The sequence below is a fragment of the Natronomonas salina genome, assembly GCF_013391105.1.
Lineage (GTDB): Archaea > Halobacteriota > Halobacteria > Halobacteriales > Haloarculaceae > Natronomonas > Natronomonas salina.
This window is the reverse complement of the sequence record NZ_CP058335.1, coordinates 1884219-1897897: the sequence shown is the minus strand read 5'-3', so window position 1 is coordinate 1897897 and position 13679 is coordinate 1884219. Positions and strand designations below refer to the sequence as shown.

Below are 13679 nucleotides of genomic sequence, written 5' to 3'. Positions count from 1 at the left end.
TGTCGATACCCGTCGGTTAAACGTCCGCCGAGGTCAGTCGGTGAATCAGTCGGACGTAAAGCCTATGGCGACAGCCACCCCTGTCGGACGTATGGGCCTCATGAGCAAGCTTCTCGGCGGGGATGCACACAGCGCCGAGGACTACGTTGAACTCGACATCGACGACTTCGACGCGGACGCCGGCGAGGCGTCGGTGCAGGTGCGGTTCGCCGACATCAGCGACAAGAACGACGTCATCGACATCAAGGACGCCGTCTACGACGGCGACATCGTCGTCGCCGACATCACCCGGCACACGACGACCGACCGGACGATGGAGCACATCTCCGACGAACTGAAGCAGGTCGCCCACGAGGTCGGCGGAGACATCGTCCAGAAGGAGGACGACCAGATCATCATCACGCCGGGCGGCGTCGGCATCTCGCGGTCGAAGCTCGGCCGGTAACCGGACGCTCGCGCCCTCTTCTCCTCTCCCCCGTCGTCCGGCCAGCCGGGGTGGCACGCGACCGCATCCCGCTCCGCCTTCGAGTCGCTTAACCGCGGCGGGCGTCGCCGTTGTCACATGGAACCCGCGATACGCGCCGAGGACCTCCGGAAGTCCTACGGCGAGGTGCAGGCGCTCGACGGGCTGACGTTCGAAGTCGACCGCGGGGAGTTCTTCGGGCTGCTCGGCCCCAACGGCGCCGGCAAGACCACGTTCATCAACGTCCTCGTCGGCCTCGTCCGCAAGGACGGCGGGACGGCCGAGGTGTTCGGCTACGACGTCGAGACCGAGTACCAGGAGGCCCGCGACCGCATCGGGCTCTCCCCCCAGGAGCACAACGTCGATCGGTTCTTCCCGATCCACGAGGTCCTCGAGCACAAGGCCGGCTACCACGGCGTCCCGCCGGCGGAGGCCGCCGAGCGCGCCGAGGAGGCGCTGAAGACCGTCGGCATCTGGGACAAGCGCGAGACGCGCTTCGACTGGCTCTCCGGCGGGATGAAGCGCCGCTTCCTGCTCGCCCGAGCGCTCGTGACCGAGCCGGAGCTGCTCATCCTCGACGAGCCGACGGCGGGCGTCGACGTCCAGCTCCGCCGGGACCTCTGGCGGGTCATCGAGCGGCTCAACGACCAGGGGACGACCATCCTGCTGACGACCCACTACATCGAGGAGGCCGAGCGGCTCTGCGACCGCGTCGCCATCTGCGACTCGGGCCGGGTCGTCGAAGTCGCCACGCCCGACGACCTCCGCTCCCGCGGGACCGACCAGCTACGCCTCACCCTCGCCGACGCGCCGGCCGCGGTCCCCGACCTCGACGTCGACGGGATCATCGAGGCCCGGATGGACGGCGACGCGCTCGTCGTCACCGCCCAGGGCGGCGGTCGCGTCGCCCCCGACCTCCTCCGCGCCCTGGAGTACGAGGGCCACGAGGTCCGCGACCTCGACATCCGGCGGGCGTCGCTGGAAGAGGTCTTCGTCGACATGACCCGGACCGACGAGGAGGCCGAGGAACTGGAGGTGCTGCCGTGAGCGCCTTCGGCGTCGGGTTCCGGTCGCTGCTGAAGCGGGAGATCCTGCGGTTCGTCCGCCGGCCGAAGAACACCTTCCTGCCGCCGGCGATCACGAACGTGCTGTACTTCGCCGTCTTCGGCGTCATCCTCGGCCAGCGGATCGACGACATCGCCGGCTTCGACTACCTCCTGTTCATCCTGCCGGGCCTCGTCGTCCTCGGGATGATCTCCAACGCCTTCGAGAACTCGTCGTTCTCCATCTTCCACGGCCGGTGGAACGAGTACATCCACGAGACGCTCACCTCGCCGCTGTCGTACACCTCGATGGTGCTGGCGTACATCTTCGCCGCGGCGCTCCGCGGTCTCGTCGTCGGCGTCATCATCGTCGGCATCGGACTGGTGTTCACGCCCGTCCCGGTCGAACGGCCGTTCTACCTCCTCTCGTTCATGACCGTCATCCCGCTGCTGTTCGCCTCCTTCGGCGTCATCGGCGGCCTCGTCGCCGAGGACTTCGACCACCTCACCGTGATGAACCAGTTCATCCTCCGGCCGCTCGTGTTCTTCGGCGCCGTCTTCTACTCGCTGGAGATACTCGACCCGCTCTACCGGACGCTGTCGCTGCTGAACCCGATGGTGTACATGGTCAACGGCGTCCGCTACGGCTTCCTCGGCTACCAGGAGGTCGACCCGCTGGTGTCGCTGGGCGTGCTCAGTGGACTGACGCTGTCCGTGATGGTGCTGGACATCTACCTGTTCAAGCGCGGCTACGGGCTGATCGACTAGGGACGGCGGGTCCGGTTACTGGAACCGGACGCCCAGGTCGTGGAGGTCGTCGTTCTGCATCGCGACGTTGATCAGCAGCGGCGTCACGGACTCCACCTCGGGAGCGTTCGCCAGGCCGCCGACGTCGAGCGGCCGCAGTCCCTCGATCTCGCGGGCCAGGTCCATCACGATGCCTTTGGCGTCCTCGTCCTCGCCGAAGACGAGGGTGTCCCACTCGACGGTCCGGTCGAGGTTCGCGAGGCCGCCGGCCGGGAGGTTGTGGAACGCGCCGACCAGCGGGACGTCGTCGGGCTTGGCCTCGTCGGCGAGGGCGGCGACGCTGCCGGCGCCGGGGCGGTTGTAGTGGAAGCCGTCCTCGTCGCGCTTCATCCCGACGGCGGGGGTCACGAGGATGGTCTCGTCGTCCAGCCGGTCGGCGATGGCCTCGACGGTGTCGACGAGGTGGTAGGCGGGGACGGCGAGGACGACCACGTCGGCGCGGTCGGCCGCCATCGCGTTCTCGAAGCCCTTGATGGTCGTCTCGACGCCGCGGCTGTCGAGTTCGGTCTCGTACTCCTCGGCCTTCGTCCGGGCCTTCTCGGGGTCCCTGGAGCCGACGAGGACCTCGTGGCCGGTGTCGTACCCCCATCGGAGGGCGAGCCCCTGGCCGATGTCGCCGGTGCCGCCCAGCAGTGCGATGCGCATACCCCACTGTCGGCCGAACGCGGGTTAACGGTTGCGTGACCGGCGGCGGTTGCCGACGCGGACGGGCGGCGGACGACACCGCGCGACCGGCAGCGGTGGAAGTGAAAGGAGAGCTAGCTTTTCACCAAGGTATATGTAATACTTGCCCAATTAGGGGGATATGTCGGACCGCAATGTCAACCGGCGGAGGTTCCTCCAGTACGGCAGTACCGCGGGCGCACTCACGACGGCGGTCGCTCTCGCGGGGTGTCCGGGGAACGGCGGCGACGACGGGAACGGGAACGGAAACGGGAACGGAAACGGCAACGGGAATGGTGACGGGGACAACGCCCTCACCATCACGCTGACGCAGTTCCCCGATACGGTCGACCCGCTCGACCACATCACGGGGGACTACTTCGACGTGTTCGACCACATCTACGAGCCGATATTCAACTTCCGGCCCGGGGAGGGCATCTTCCCGAGGGTGGTCGAGGAGCAGGAGGTGCAGGGAGACGGGACGACGCACCTCTCGCTGCGCGACGACGTGGTGTTCCACAACGGGGACGACCTCACGGCAGAGGACGTCGCCTGGACGATCAACCGAACGCTGGACCCGGACATGGGGGTACAGAGCCCGATCGGTACCTACGGGCTGGGATCGATCGAGGGTGCGGAAGTCGTCGACGACCTGACGGTCGCGATCAACTACGGCGCCGCTCCCGGCCTCGCGGAGTTCGAGTACGGCAACTACGGCCGGGCGATGAACCAGGAGTGGTCGATCCAGAACCACGACGCCGAGAACTCGGCGATTTCGGGGGCCAGTCCGGACGCGTTCAACGGGACCGGCCCCTACGAGGTCGTCGACTTCACCTCGGGTGAAGAGATCGTCCTGGAGCGGTTCGACGATTACTGGGGCGAGGAGCCGCCCTTCGAGACGGTGACGTTCCGCGCCAACTCGGAATCCAGCGGCCGTGCGGCGGCCCTCGAAGCCGGCGAGACGGACCTCACCATCAACATCCTGCCCGAGGACGTCGCGACCATCCAGAACGCCAGCGACGTCGAGATCCGGAACGTGACGAGTTTCCGGACGGTGTTCTGCCCGATGAAGAACACGGTGGAACCCTACGACAGCCAGGAGTTCCGGCAGGCGATGAACTACGCCGTCGACAACGCGGGCATCGTCGACAACGTCCTCAGCGGGTTCGGGCAGGCGGTCGGCCAGCCGGTCGCGCCGGACATCAACGGCTACAACCCCGACATCGAGCCCTACGAGCAGGACGTCGGCATGGCGGAGAGCCTCGTCGAGGAGAGCGGCTACGGCGGCGTCGACATCACGCTGACCGCACCGCAGGGGCGGTACCTCAACGACGCGCAAGTCGCACAGACGGCGGCCGACCAGATCGACCAGCTCAGCAACGTCAACTGCGAAGCCAACATCGTCGAGTTCCCCGTCGTCTCCGACGAGAACCAGGCGGGCGTCGAGGAGGGGAACATCAACCACCCGTTCTACATGATCGGGTGGGGGACGATCACCGGCGACGCCGACTACGGGGTCCAGGGCTTCTTCACCATCCCGGACAACCCGAGCCGGACGTTCCAGGACGAGGAACTCAGCGACGCGATCATCGAGAGCCAGCAGATAGAGGACCCCGAGGAGCGCACCCAGCAGCTGCAGAACGTCATGGAGCTGGCCCACGAGAAGGCGCCGTGGCTCTTCCTCCACGTCCAGGAGAGCATCTACGGGGTCAGGCAGGCCATCCAGTGGGAGCCCCGCCCCGACGAGGTCGTCTACGTCGACGAGATGGAGATCTGACACGTATCGCGACCCCGACGACCGACGTCGAGCGGCACTGGCCCCGCAGGACCGCAGACGGCGGAGCCGGAGACGGTCCAGTACGCGCCGGTATCGCGCGTGAACGAATGCCCCGGACGGGAAACACGACAGATTTACGCTAAGACGACACTTCGAGAAATTCAATGGCACTGGGGAAATTCTTGCTCCGGCGGACGCTCCAGGGTCTGTTCGTCATCTGGGGCGTCGTAACCGTCCTGTTCGGTCTCCGCGCCGTCTCGCCCGGCGACCCGGCCACCCTGATGCTCGGACAGGGAGCGACACAGGAACTCGTCCAGCAGGTCAGGGAGGCCGAGGGCCTGAACGACCCGATCTACGTCCAGTACGCCGACTACATCGGCGGGATCCTGCAGGGCGACCTCGGGTACTCCTGGCGCTCCGAGCGGCAGGTCGAGATGATGGTGATAGAGCGGATTCCCGCCACGGTGGAACTCGCCGTCGCCGCGACCGTCATCGCCCTCGTGATAGCGATCCCGCTCGGCGTCGTCTCGGCGACCCGGCGGGACACCCCCTCGGACTACGGGGCGACGCTGTTCTCGTTGCTGGGAATCAGCACCCCTAACTTCTGGCTCGGACTGATGTTGATCCTCCTGCTGGGCGTCTGGTACGGGATCCCCTACCCGACGATCGACACCGCGGGCTGGACGCCGCTCGGTATCGGCATGATCGACCTGCCGACCGGGCGCCGGGCGGTCGGTTTCGGCGAGGCAGTGACGACGCTCGTCAGCACCGGGTCGCCCGCCGAACTCGGACTCTGGCTGAAACACATCACGCTCCCGGCGATCACGCTCGGGACGTACTTCACCGCGCTCATCACCCGTCTCACGCGGAGCGGTATGATCGACGAACTGGGCAAGCCCTACGTCACGGCGACGGAGGCGAAGGGCCTCCCCGGGACGCTCATCCAGTACAAACACGTACTCAGGAACACGCTGATCCCGATCATCACCGTGCTCGGACTCCAGATGGGCACGCTGATGGGCGGGGCGGTCATCACGGAGACGGTCTTCAACTGGCCCGGTCTCGGCCTCAGGCTGATAAACGCCCTGGGCGTCCGCAACTGGCCGGTCATGCAAGGAATCATCATCTTCATCGCTGTCATGTTCGTCATCATCAACATCGTGGTCGACGCGGTCTACACGTATCTGGACCCGCAGGTGAGTCTCGGATGATCTCGGACCGCGTCAAATCGAACCTGAAACGGTCGTTCCGGAAGAGCCTGCTCCCGAAAATCGGGGTGGTACTGTTGACGGTGATCGTCCTCTCGGCGACGTTCGCGCCGCTGCTGGCGACGCACGACCCGACGCGCACCGGCAACTTCCACGAGAACGGCGGTCCCTATCCGCCGCCGGGGTTCGACTACACGACGACGGTCGCCGAGGACGGCGAGATCAAGCAGACCACCGTCACCTCGACGGACGAGCACCTCCTCGGAACGAACACCGTCGGGCAAGACGTCTACTCGCGGGCGCTCTACGGCGCCCGGGTATCGCTGCTGGTCAGTATCTTCGGCGTCGCCTTGGCGCTGCTCATCGGCGTGCCGTTCGGACTCGTCGCGGGCTACTACGGGGGCCGCGTCGACGACGGCCTGATGCGGATCGCCGACGTCATGCTCGCGTTCCCCGCGCTGGTGCTCGCCCTGGCGATGATCGGCGTGTTCGGCTCGCAACCGGTTCAGGTGCCCGACCCGTTCGTAATGGCCGGTCTCGCCGAGGGCATGCCCGCGTCGATCCCGATCCCGGGGAGCGTGACCATCGTCGTCGCGCTCGTGACCTGGGTCTGGTTCGCCCGCGTGGCCCGCGGCGAGGCGCTGTCCATCCGGAACGAGGAGTACGTCAAGGCGGCCAGGAGCTTCGGGACCGCCGACTGGCAGATCCTGCTGAAACACGTGCTCCCGAACAGCCTCACGCCCATCCTCGTCCTCGCGACGATCCAGATGGCGGTCATCATCCTGATCGAGGCCTCGCTGGCGTATCTGGGCTTCACCGGGACGACGCTCTCGTGGGGGTACGAGATCGAAGCCGGACAGGACGTCCTCCCGACCCGGCCGTGGGTCGCGATGGTTCCCGGTATCGGCATCGTCCTCTCGATCATCAGCATCAACCTGCTCGGCGACTGGTTCAGGGACGCCCTCGATCCCAACGTCGAGGGGAGCGAACGGGGGGCCTGACGTGGGCGAAGACCTCCTCCGCGTCGAGGACCTCTCGACGCGGTTCTTCACCGCCGAAGGGCAGGTGAACGCGGTCTCGGAGCTCGACCTGACGATCGAACGCGGCGAGGTGTTCGGCATCGTCGGCGAGAGCGGCAGCGGCAAGAGCGTCGCCGCGCTGTCGCTCATGGACCTGGTCGAATCGCCGGGCGAGATCACCGCCGGGTCCATCGAGTACCGCAACGCGGACCTCGCCGCCGAACTCCGCGAGGAGCACCCGGAGGCCGTCGACGGCGACTTCGTCGACCTGCGACGGGTTCCGGCGTCGGTCCGGGAGGCGCTCCGTGGGACCAAGTTCACGATGATCTTCCAGGACCCGGAGAGCAGCTTCAACCCGAGCCTGACCGTCGGCGAACAGATCGCGGAGGCGGTGGAGGTCCAGCGCCGCGCGAGCGCGACGCCGCGGCTGTCCCGGGGCGTCGAGTACTCCTTCTCCTCCTTCGTGGCCTCGACGGTCCTCGGCTCGCAGAAGTTCGTCACCAGCGAGAGCCGGGAGCGGGCCGTCGAACTGCTCGAGACGGTCGGCATCCCCGACCCGGCCGAGCGGGCCGACGAGTATCCCCACCAGTACTCCGGCGGGATGCTCCAGCGGGCGATGATCGCGCAGGCGCTGGCGGTCGACCCCGACGTGCTGATCGCGGACGAACCGACGACCGCACTGGACGTGACCATCCAGGCCCAGGTGCTGGAACTCCTCGACGACCTCCAGGCGGAGACCGGCATGACGACGCTGCTGGTCAGCCACAACCTCGGCGTCATCGCGCGGATGTGCGACCGGGTCGGCGTCATGTACGCCGGCGAGATCATCGAGCGGGGCACGCTCGAGGACGTCTTCGACGATTTCGTCCACCCGTACACGCGAGGCCTGCTCGGTTCCATCCCCGACCTCGACGACGCGGGCGGCCGCCTCACCCCCATCGAGGGGAACGTCCCGGACCTGATCGACTCGGAGATGGAAGACCGGTGTTACTTCGCGGACCGCTGTCCGAAGGCGATGGACGACTGCCTCGAGCACCCGCCGGAGTTCGACGTCGGCGAGGAGCACGAGGTCAGGTGCGTCCTCGCCGAACGCGACTACGACCCGGCGGACGCGCTTCCGGAGGGGTACTTCGATGAGTAGCGACCCGCAGCCGACGGCCGACGGTCCCGCGAGCGGCGACGGCGCCGCGGCGTCGGTGGCCGACGAGACCCCACTCGTCAGGGTCCGGAACCTGCAGAAGTACTTCGAGACCGACAGCTCCCTGTTGGACCGACTGTTCGGCGAGGCGACCGACCCCGTCCGTGCCGTCGACGGTATCTCCTTCGATATCCACGAGGGCGAGACCCTGGGGCTGGTCGGCGAGTCCGGCTGCGGGAAGTCGACGACCGGCGAGACGGTGCTCCGGCTCCAGGACCCGACCGGCGGGACCGTCGAGTACGACGGCACCGACCTCTCGGAGCGGGACGACCTCTTCTCGTTCCGGCGACGGGCGAGCATCGTGTTCCAGGACCCCTTCTCCAGTCTCGACCCGCGGATGTCGGTCGGGGCGACCATCAGGCAGCCGATGGCGGTCCACGACTGGCCGTCGCCGGAGTCGGACGTCGAGGGCCGCGAGGACCGCTCGAACGAGGCGCTCAGACGCGAGCGCGCCGCCGACCTGATGGAGCGGGTCGGACTCTCGGCCGACCAACTCGACCGCTACCCCCACGAGTTCTCGGGCGGCCAGCGGCAACGGATCGGCATCGCGCGGGCGCTGGCGCTCGACCCGGAGTTCGTCGTCCTCGACGAGCCGACCAGCGCCCTCGACGTCAGCGTCCAGGCGCAGGTGCTCAACCTGCTGGAGGACCTCCAGGCGGAGTTCGGCCTCACGTACCTGTTCATCAGCCACGACCTCAGCGTCGTCCGGCACATCTGCGACCGCGTCGCGGTGATGTACCTCGGCGAGATCGTCGAGATAGCCCCCACCGAAGAGCTGTTCGCGAACCCCCAGCACCCCTACACCGAGGCGCTGCTGGAGAGCGTCCCGCGGGCGTCGACTGACGAGCACGAGCGCGACGTCGACACGCTGTCTGGCGACGTCCCCTCGCCGCGGGACCCGCCGTCGGGCTGCCGGTTCCGCACCCGATGTCCGAAGGTGATCCCGCCGGCCGACGTCGACCTCTCCCAGCAGGCCTACCGGTCCGTGATGGACGTCCGCGAGCTGATCGAGCGCCGCGACGTGGGCCTCGCGGAGCTCCGCGAGCGCGAGACGCCCGACGACGGCGACGCCGACACCGAGGCCGTCGTCGAGGCGCTGTTCGACCGCCTGCTCGACGACGTCGAACTTCCGGCCGACGAACGCGCCCACGTCAGGGCGGCGTTCGAGTCGCTGGCCGACGAGGAGTGGGACGCGGCCGCCGAGCGGCTCCGGGAGCGCTACGAGAGCGTCTGCGAGACGCACGTCCCCGAGAACCCCCGGGCGGCCTGCCACCTCCGCGGACTGCCGGAGAGCGTCGACCCCTCGGCGGTCGACCCCGTCGAGGAGCGGTGACCGGGTCGGCGTCCGCTACTCGTACTCCCAGTACTCCGCGGAGCCGACGTCGATGCGGACGGCCGTGTTCTCCTCCTGCCAGGCGTCGTCGTCGGCGCCGTACTTCCGGTTGAGCCGCCGGAACAGCTCGTCGGCCTCCTGCTCGTCCTCGACGACCTCGGCGGTCCCCCTGATGGAGACGCCCCAGACGGCGTGGCCGTCCTCGTCCTTCTGGACGGACACCGACACCTTCGGGTTCCGCTTCAGGTTCGCGAGCTTCTGGCCGGTCGTGGCGATCTCGACCTCGCCGGCGCGGTAGTTGAACCACAGCGGCGCGACGTGGGGCTTCGCCTCGTGGCAGGTCCCCAGGTGGGCGATCCGCGGTTCGCTCGTGAGCAGTTCCTCGGCTCGCTCGGGTACGTTCCGGGCCACGCGTGAGCCTACGTCCGCCAGCGGGTCAAAGCTGCCCCCGGCAAGCGACGGCAGCGCCCCGGGTCCGCTCGACCGTCGCGCTTTTCGTCCTCCCGGCCGCCGCTCCCGGTATGGACTCACAGGGGCCGCCCTCCGACGTCGCCGACCGCTGGCAGGAGCTGCTGGTCGACGCCGACGCGACCGCCGCCGAGTACCGCGAGGCCGGCTGGGAGGCGCTGGTCGTCCGGCCGGGCGACGTGACGCCGCTCGACGGCGACCCCTTCGGGCTGGACGTCCTCGCGCCGGCCGAGGAGGTCGAGACCCTCGAGGAACTGGTCGCCGACGTCACCTTCGACACCTCGCACGTCCTCCGCGCCGAGGAGGGCGGCGTCCGGTTCTGCATCGTCGCCGTCGAGGCCGGCGAAGACGAGGTCGCCGTCGTCGTCCCGGTGTTCTACGACGTCGACGAGGCGGCGTCGCTGGCCGAGCGCGCCCGCGAGGAGGGGGTCACCTACACGCACGTCCGGCCACCGTCCGACGACGCGCGCGTGACGTTCACCCACGACGACCCGTCGCTGTTCTTCTAGGACCAGCCGCGGCTGCCGCCCCGGAGGTTGAGGAGGAGTCGACCGAAGACGAACAGCAGCGGCAGCGCGACGAGCGCGCCCAGCACCGCGACCGCGGGGTCGACCGGGAGCGGTTCGACCGGCACCGCGTAGACCGCGACTGAGGCGGCGATGGCGACGAGCCCGACGAGCCAGACGAGGACGCGTTCTATCTGCATGGTGGGAGTGTGGGGCTCCGGCGTAATCAGTCCAGGCGCTCCGGCAGGTCGTTGACGCTCTCGAGGATCGCCGCCGCGCCGGCCTCGCGGTACTTCCGGCGGCCCTCCTCGCCGGTGAGGCCGCCCGTCAGGACGCCGACGCCGCGGTACTCGCGGTCGGGGTCGGCCTCGGCGGCGTTGCTCGCGGTGTGGATGTCGTCGAGCGTGTCGCCGACGAAGACGACGCTGTCGGCCTCGAGACGCTCGGCCAGCGTCACCAGCGCCTCCGGGTCGGGCTTGCCGCCCGCCCAGTCGTCCATCGTGAACCGGTGCTCGTCGTCGACCTCGAGGCCGACGCGCTCCAGGGCGATCTCGGCCTCCGCTCTCGGCCGGCCGGTGAGGACGCCCAGCGGCCACGCTTCGAGCGCCTCGCGGGTGTCCGGCGCCAGCAGCACGGACTCGTCGTGGATGTACCCCTCCGTCTCGAGGTCGGGCTCGCCGCCCTCCAGTTCGCGGTAGAGGTCCGCGCCGAGGTAGAGCTGCTGGAAGACGTCGCGGAGCCGCTCTTTGTCCCAGTCGGCGAGGACCTGCTCGCGTGAGGCCGGGTCGAGTTCGTCGGCGACGGCGGTCCGGGCTCCCTCGAGGCCGCCGCCGGAGGCCGAGATGAGCCCCGTGTACGTCTCGATGCTCAGCTGCGGCTTCTCGCGGCGCGCCAGGACGTACAGCGCCGCCGCGTACGTCAGCTCCCAGTCGTCGTTGAAGCCGCCGGCGTCCTTGAACAGCTGTACGTCCTCCTTCTCGATCGTGTCCCCGTAGACGCGCTCGATCGACTCGACGATGGCCCGGCGGTAGGAGTCGGCCACGTCGACCAGCACGCCGTCGATGTCGAGGACCACTGCGTCGGCGTTCATGGTTTGGCGTAGAACAGCGTGTCTCCGGGGAGGGTCTCCGGCGTCGCGTCGACGACGGCCGGGTCGGCACCGAGCGTCGTGAACAGGCAGTCGGCGCCGGCCGTCCTGGCCGCGTCGACGAGCGGTCCCTGGAGCTCCGGCGGGCAGTTCAGCGCGTAGACGGCGTCGGCGTCGCGGTAGACGTCCGCCGCGGGGTCGGTCACATCGTCGCGGACGAAGCGGACCCCGTCGGGGACGTCGCGAGCGCGGACGTCGGTGGCGGTGACGCCGCGGCCGCGGTCGGCCAGGCCGGCCGCGACACCCGGGCGCTCGCCGACGCCCACCTCCACGAGTTCCTCGTACTGCGAGAGGCGGTCGACGAGCGACCGCTTCCACTCGGTGTGCACGTCGGGATGTTTATGAACAGCGGTATCTAACGTTTTCCCATGCACGTCGACATCGTGCCGGTCGGCGACCTCCCGGCGGCCGTCAAGCGGGAGGCCTCAAGCGGGTTGCGGTCGGTCTACGACTGCGAGGTCACCATCCACGACAGCCAGCCCGTCCCGGACGGGGCCCACGACCCGGCACGCGAGCAGTACCGCGCAGAGGAGTTCATCGAACTCGCCAGTCGGATCGGCAGCGGCGAGAAGAACATCGCCATCACCGACCACGACCTCTACTACCGCCGGCGGAACTACGTCTTCGGGCTCGCCTACCTCTCCGGCAACGGCTCCGTGATCTCGACGTACCGCCTCCAGACGTCCTCGGACGGCGGCATCTCGAACAAGCCGGCCAGCGAGATCTTCTCCGACCGCGTCCGCAAGGAGGTCGTCCACGAGATCGGCCACACCCTCGGGCTGGAGCACTGCGACAACTCCCGCTGCGTGATGAACTTCTCGCCGACCGTCCGCGAGGTCGACGTCAAGGAGGAGAACCTCTGCGGCAGCTGTCAGCGGCTCGTCCTCTAGGCGCTGTTCTCGCTCGTTCTCTCGCCCGCGGCGTCCCGGACGTTACCGCTCGGTAACCGCGCGCACCCGTAAAGCTACCACCTGAAAGGCAGCCGAGCGCAGAATTGCAGGTGTACGTACCCTCAAGTATCTCGAAGGGGAGTGCCAGAGTATGGCAGACGAGGTCGATCCACAGCTGCAGCCCATCCTCGACATGATCGAGCAGACGCCGAACCTCGAGGACGTCGGCGTCGACGCCGCCCGCCGGCAGTTCGACGCGGTCGCGGACTTCACCCCCGACTTCGACGTCCACGACCAGTACGACATCACCATCCCCGGCGCGGCGGGGGACCTGGACGCCCGGGTCTACCAGGCCCAGGCGGGCGACCAGCCGGTGCTGGCGTACTTCCACGGCGGCGGGTTCGTCGTCGGGAACATCGAGACGCACGACAACATCTGCCAGCGGCTCGCCCAGGAGAGCGGGTGGACGGTCGTCTCGGTGGACTACCGGCTGGCGCCGGAGGCCCCGTTCCCGGCGTCGCTGGAGGACGCCTACGCGGCCGTGGAGTGGCTGACCGAGAACCCCGAGGAGGTCGGCGGCGACGGCACGTTGGCGGTCGGCGGCGACAGCGCGGGCGCGAACCTCTCGGCGGGCGTCTCGCTGATGGCCCGCGACGTCGAGCGGGACGTCACGACCGACGAGACCGGCCCGGAGATCGCCCACCAGGTGCTGTTCTACCCCGTCGCGGGGTCGCCGTTCGAGGAGTACGAGAGCCGCGAGGAGAACGCCGAGGGGTACTTCCTCGAGCGCGACACGATGGAGTGGTTCCAGGACCAGTACGTCCAGTCGCCGGTCCACCTCCGCAACGAGTACCTCGCGCCGCTTCTGGCCGACGACCTCTCGGGGCTGCCGCCGGCGATGGTCGTCACGGCCGGCTTCGACCCGCTGCGCGACGAGGGCGACGCGCTCGCCGAGGCGCTGGCCGCCGACGGCGTCGACGTCCGCCACGAGCGCTACGACGCGATGATCCACGGCTTCACGAGCTTCCTCGGGCTGGTCGACGAGGCCGACGACTCCGTCCGCGTGGCCGCCGAGGAACTGGAACGGGCGGGCTGACCGTCGCTCCGGCGGCACCCGACCTTCGCCGCCCGGACCCGGGGTAATTCATATAACCGCA

General features: G+C 68.7%; 16 protein-coding genes. 11 read left to right on the top strand and 5 right to left on the bottom strand.

From position 1 onward, the window contains the following. The first annotated feature begins 91 nt into the window (after nt 1-91). The 3 genes from HWV07_RS09990 to HWV07_RS09980 all read left to right on the top strand — a co-directional run bounded on the left by HWV07_RS09990 (nt 92) and on the right by HWV07_RS09980 (nt 2274). Nucleotides 92-445 (top strand): cell division protein SepF, encoded by a 354-nt coding sequence (locus HWV07_RS09990; RefSeq protein ID WP_178334159.1) that lies wholly within the window; start codon nt 92-94, stop codon nt 443-445. Nucleotides 446-562: 117 nt separating this feature from the next. Beyond that, nucleotides 563-1510, top strand: coding sequence for an ABC transporter ATP-binding protein (locus HWV07_RS09985; protein ID WP_178334158.1), 948 nt, complete (start codon nt 563-565; stop codon nt 1508-1510). Next, nucleotides 1507-2274, top strand: a complete 768-nt coding sequence (locus tag HWV07_RS09980) for an ABC transporter permease (RefSeq protein WP_178334157.1) — start codon at nt 1507-1509, stop codon at nt 2272-2274. Before HWV07_RS09985 ends, HWV07_RS09980 begins: the two co-directional genes overlap by 4 nt. A 15-nt stretch (nt 2275-2289) precedes the next feature. Here the strand turns inward: HWV07_RS09980 and npdG are convergent, their stop codons facing one another. Next, nucleotides 2290-2958: an NADPH-dependent F420 reductase gene (npdG, locus tag HWV07_RS09975; protein WP_178334156.1), complete on the bottom strand. Its 669-nt coding sequence runs from the start codon at nt 2956-2958 to the stop codon at nt 2290-2292. A 160-nt stretch (nt 2959-3118) separates the two neighbouring features. Between npdG and HWV07_RS09970 the strand changes: the two genes are divergently transcribed. The 5 genes from HWV07_RS09970 (at nt 3119) to HWV07_RS09950 (ending at nt 9511) form a co-directional block, all read left to right on the top strand. Next, the gene (locus HWV07_RS09970; RefSeq protein WP_178334155.1) at nt 3119-4753 is read left to right on the top strand and encodes an ABC transporter substrate-binding protein; all 1635 of its coding nucleotides are present in this window, start codon (nt 3119-3121) and stop codon (nt 4751-4753) included. Between the two features lie 164 nt (nt 4754-4917). Further along, nucleotides 4918-5964, top strand: coding sequence for an ABC transporter permease (locus tag HWV07_RS09965; RefSeq protein WP_178334154.1), 1047 nt, complete (start codon nt 4918-4920; stop codon nt 5962-5964). Beyond that, on the top strand, nt 5961-6962 hold the full coding sequence (locus HWV07_RS09960; RefSeq protein WP_178334153.1) for an ABC transporter permease: 1002 nt from the start codon (nt 5961-5963) through the stop codon (nt 6960-6962). Before HWV07_RS09965 ends, HWV07_RS09960 begins: the two co-directional genes overlap by 4 nt. 1 nt (nt 6963) lies before the next feature. Next, nucleotides 6964-8121: an ABC transporter ATP-binding protein gene (locus HWV07_RS09955; protein WP_178334152.1), complete on the top strand. Its 1158-nt coding sequence runs from the start codon at nt 6964-6966 to the stop codon at nt 8119-8121. Beyond that, nucleotides 8114-9511, top strand: coding sequence for an ABC transporter ATP-binding protein (locus tag HWV07_RS09950; protein WP_178334151.1), 1398 nt, complete (start codon nt 8114-8116; stop codon nt 9509-9511). The genes HWV07_RS09955 and HWV07_RS09950 overlap by 8 nt, the downstream gene beginning before the upstream one ends. Nucleotides 9512-9526: 15 nt before the next feature. Here the strand turns inward: HWV07_RS09950 and HWV07_RS09945 are convergent, their stop codons facing one another. Further along, entirely contained in the window at nt 9527-9922 is a 396-nt protein-coding gene (locus HWV07_RS09945; RefSeq protein WP_178334150.1) for a pyridoxamine 5'-phosphate oxidase family protein, read from the bottom strand. 110 nt (nt 9923-10032) lie between these two features. On the opposite strand from HWV07_RS09945, the gene HWV07_RS09940 reads away from it, so the two are divergent. Beyond that, on the top strand, nt 10033-10488 hold the full coding sequence (locus HWV07_RS09940; RefSeq protein ID WP_178334149.1) for a DUF7529 family protein: 456 nt from the start codon (nt 10033-10035) through the stop codon (nt 10486-10488). Here HWV07_RS09940 and HWV07_RS09935 read toward each other — a convergent pair. From HWV07_RS09935 to HWV07_RS09925, 3 genes are read right to left on the bottom strand one after another with little or no spacing between them, the layout of a single operon-like run. Further along, the gene (locus HWV07_RS09935) at nt 10485-10685 is read right to left on the bottom strand and encodes a hypothetical protein (protein ID WP_178334148.1); all 201 of its coding nucleotides are present in this window, start codon (nt 10683-10685) and stop codon (nt 10485-10487) included. The two genes, HWV07_RS09940 and HWV07_RS09935, sit on opposite strands and share 4 nt — an antisense overlap. Before the next feature lie 26 nt (nt 10686-10711). Further along, nucleotides 10712-11575 (bottom strand): TIGR01548 family HAD-type hydrolase, encoded by an 864-nt coding sequence (locus HWV07_RS09930; protein ID WP_178334147.1) that lies wholly within the window; start codon nt 11573-11575, stop codon nt 10712-10714. Next, a complete protein-coding gene (locus HWV07_RS09925; protein ID WP_178334146.1) occupies nt 11572-11961 on the bottom strand; it encodes a UPF0146 family protein in 390 nt (129 codons plus the stop codon). The genes HWV07_RS09930 and HWV07_RS09925 overlap by 4 nt, the downstream gene beginning before the upstream one ends. A gap of 39 nt (nt 11962-12000) precedes the next feature. Here HWV07_RS09925 and HWV07_RS09920 point away from each other — a divergent pair, with 39 nt between their 5' ends. Beyond that, complete coding sequence (locus HWV07_RS09920; protein WP_178334145.1) at nt 12001-12522, top strand: archaemetzincin family Zn-dependent metalloprotease; 522 nt, start codon at nt 12001-12003, stop codon at nt 12520-12522. A 151-nt stretch (nt 12523-12673) separates the two neighbouring features. Next, complete coding sequence (locus HWV07_RS09915; protein ID WP_178334144.1) at nt 12674-13618, top strand: alpha/beta hydrolase; 945 nt, start codon at nt 12674-12676, stop codon at nt 13616-13618. Nucleotides 13619-13679 lie beyond the last annotated feature (61 nt).

What these genes read in the sequence shown, in the direction of transcription:
- HWV07_RS09985 (WP_178334158.1), top strand. Translation starts at nt 563, where the DNA reads ATGGAACCCGCGATACGCGCCGAGGACCTCCGGAAGTCCTACGGCGAG.
- npdG (WP_178334156.1), bottom strand. Translation starts at nt 2,958, where the DNA reads ATGCGCATCGCACTGCTGGGCGGCACCGGCGACATCGGCCAGGGGCTC.
- HWV07_RS09950 (WP_178334151.1), top strand. Translation starts at nt 8,114, where the DNA reads ATGAGTAGCGACCCGCAGCCGACGGCCGACGGTCCCGCGAGCGGCGAC.
- HWV07_RS09990 (WP_178334159.1), top strand. Translation starts at nt 92, where the DNA reads ATGGGCCTCATGAGCAAGCTTCTCGGCGGGGATGCACACAGCGCCGAG.
- HWV07_RS09940 (WP_178334149.1), top strand. Translation starts at nt 10,033, where the DNA reads ATGGACTCACAGGGGCCGCCCTCCGACGTCGCCGACCGCTGGCAGGAG.
- HWV07_RS09920 (WP_178334145.1), top strand. Translation starts at nt 12,001, where the DNA reads ATGCACGTCGACATCGTGCCGGTCGGCGACCTCCCGGCGGCCGTCAAG.
- HWV07_RS09960 (WP_178334153.1), top strand. Translation starts at nt 5,961, where the DNA reads ATGATCTCGGACCGCGTCAAATCGAACCTGAAACGGTCGTTCCGGAAG.
- HWV07_RS09970 (WP_178334155.1), top strand. Translation starts at nt 3,119, where the DNA reads ATGTCGGACCGCAATGTCAACCGGCGGAGGTTCCTCCAGTACGGCAGT.
- HWV07_RS09935 (WP_178334148.1), bottom strand. Translation starts at nt 10,685, where the DNA reads ATGCAGATAGAACGCGTCCTCGTCTGGCTCGTCGGGCTCGTCGCCATC.
- HWV07_RS09965 (WP_178334154.1), top strand. Translation starts at nt 4,918, where the DNA reads ATGGCACTGGGGAAATTCTTGCTCCGGCGGACGCTCCAGGGTCTGTTC.
- HWV07_RS09915 (WP_178334144.1), top strand. Translation starts at nt 12,674, where the DNA reads ATGGCAGACGAGGTCGATCCACAGCTGCAGCCCATCCTCGACATGATC.
- HWV07_RS09930 (WP_178334147.1), bottom strand. Translation starts at nt 11,575, where the DNA reads ATGAACGCCGACGCAGTGGTCCTCGACATCGACGGCGTGCTGGTCGAC.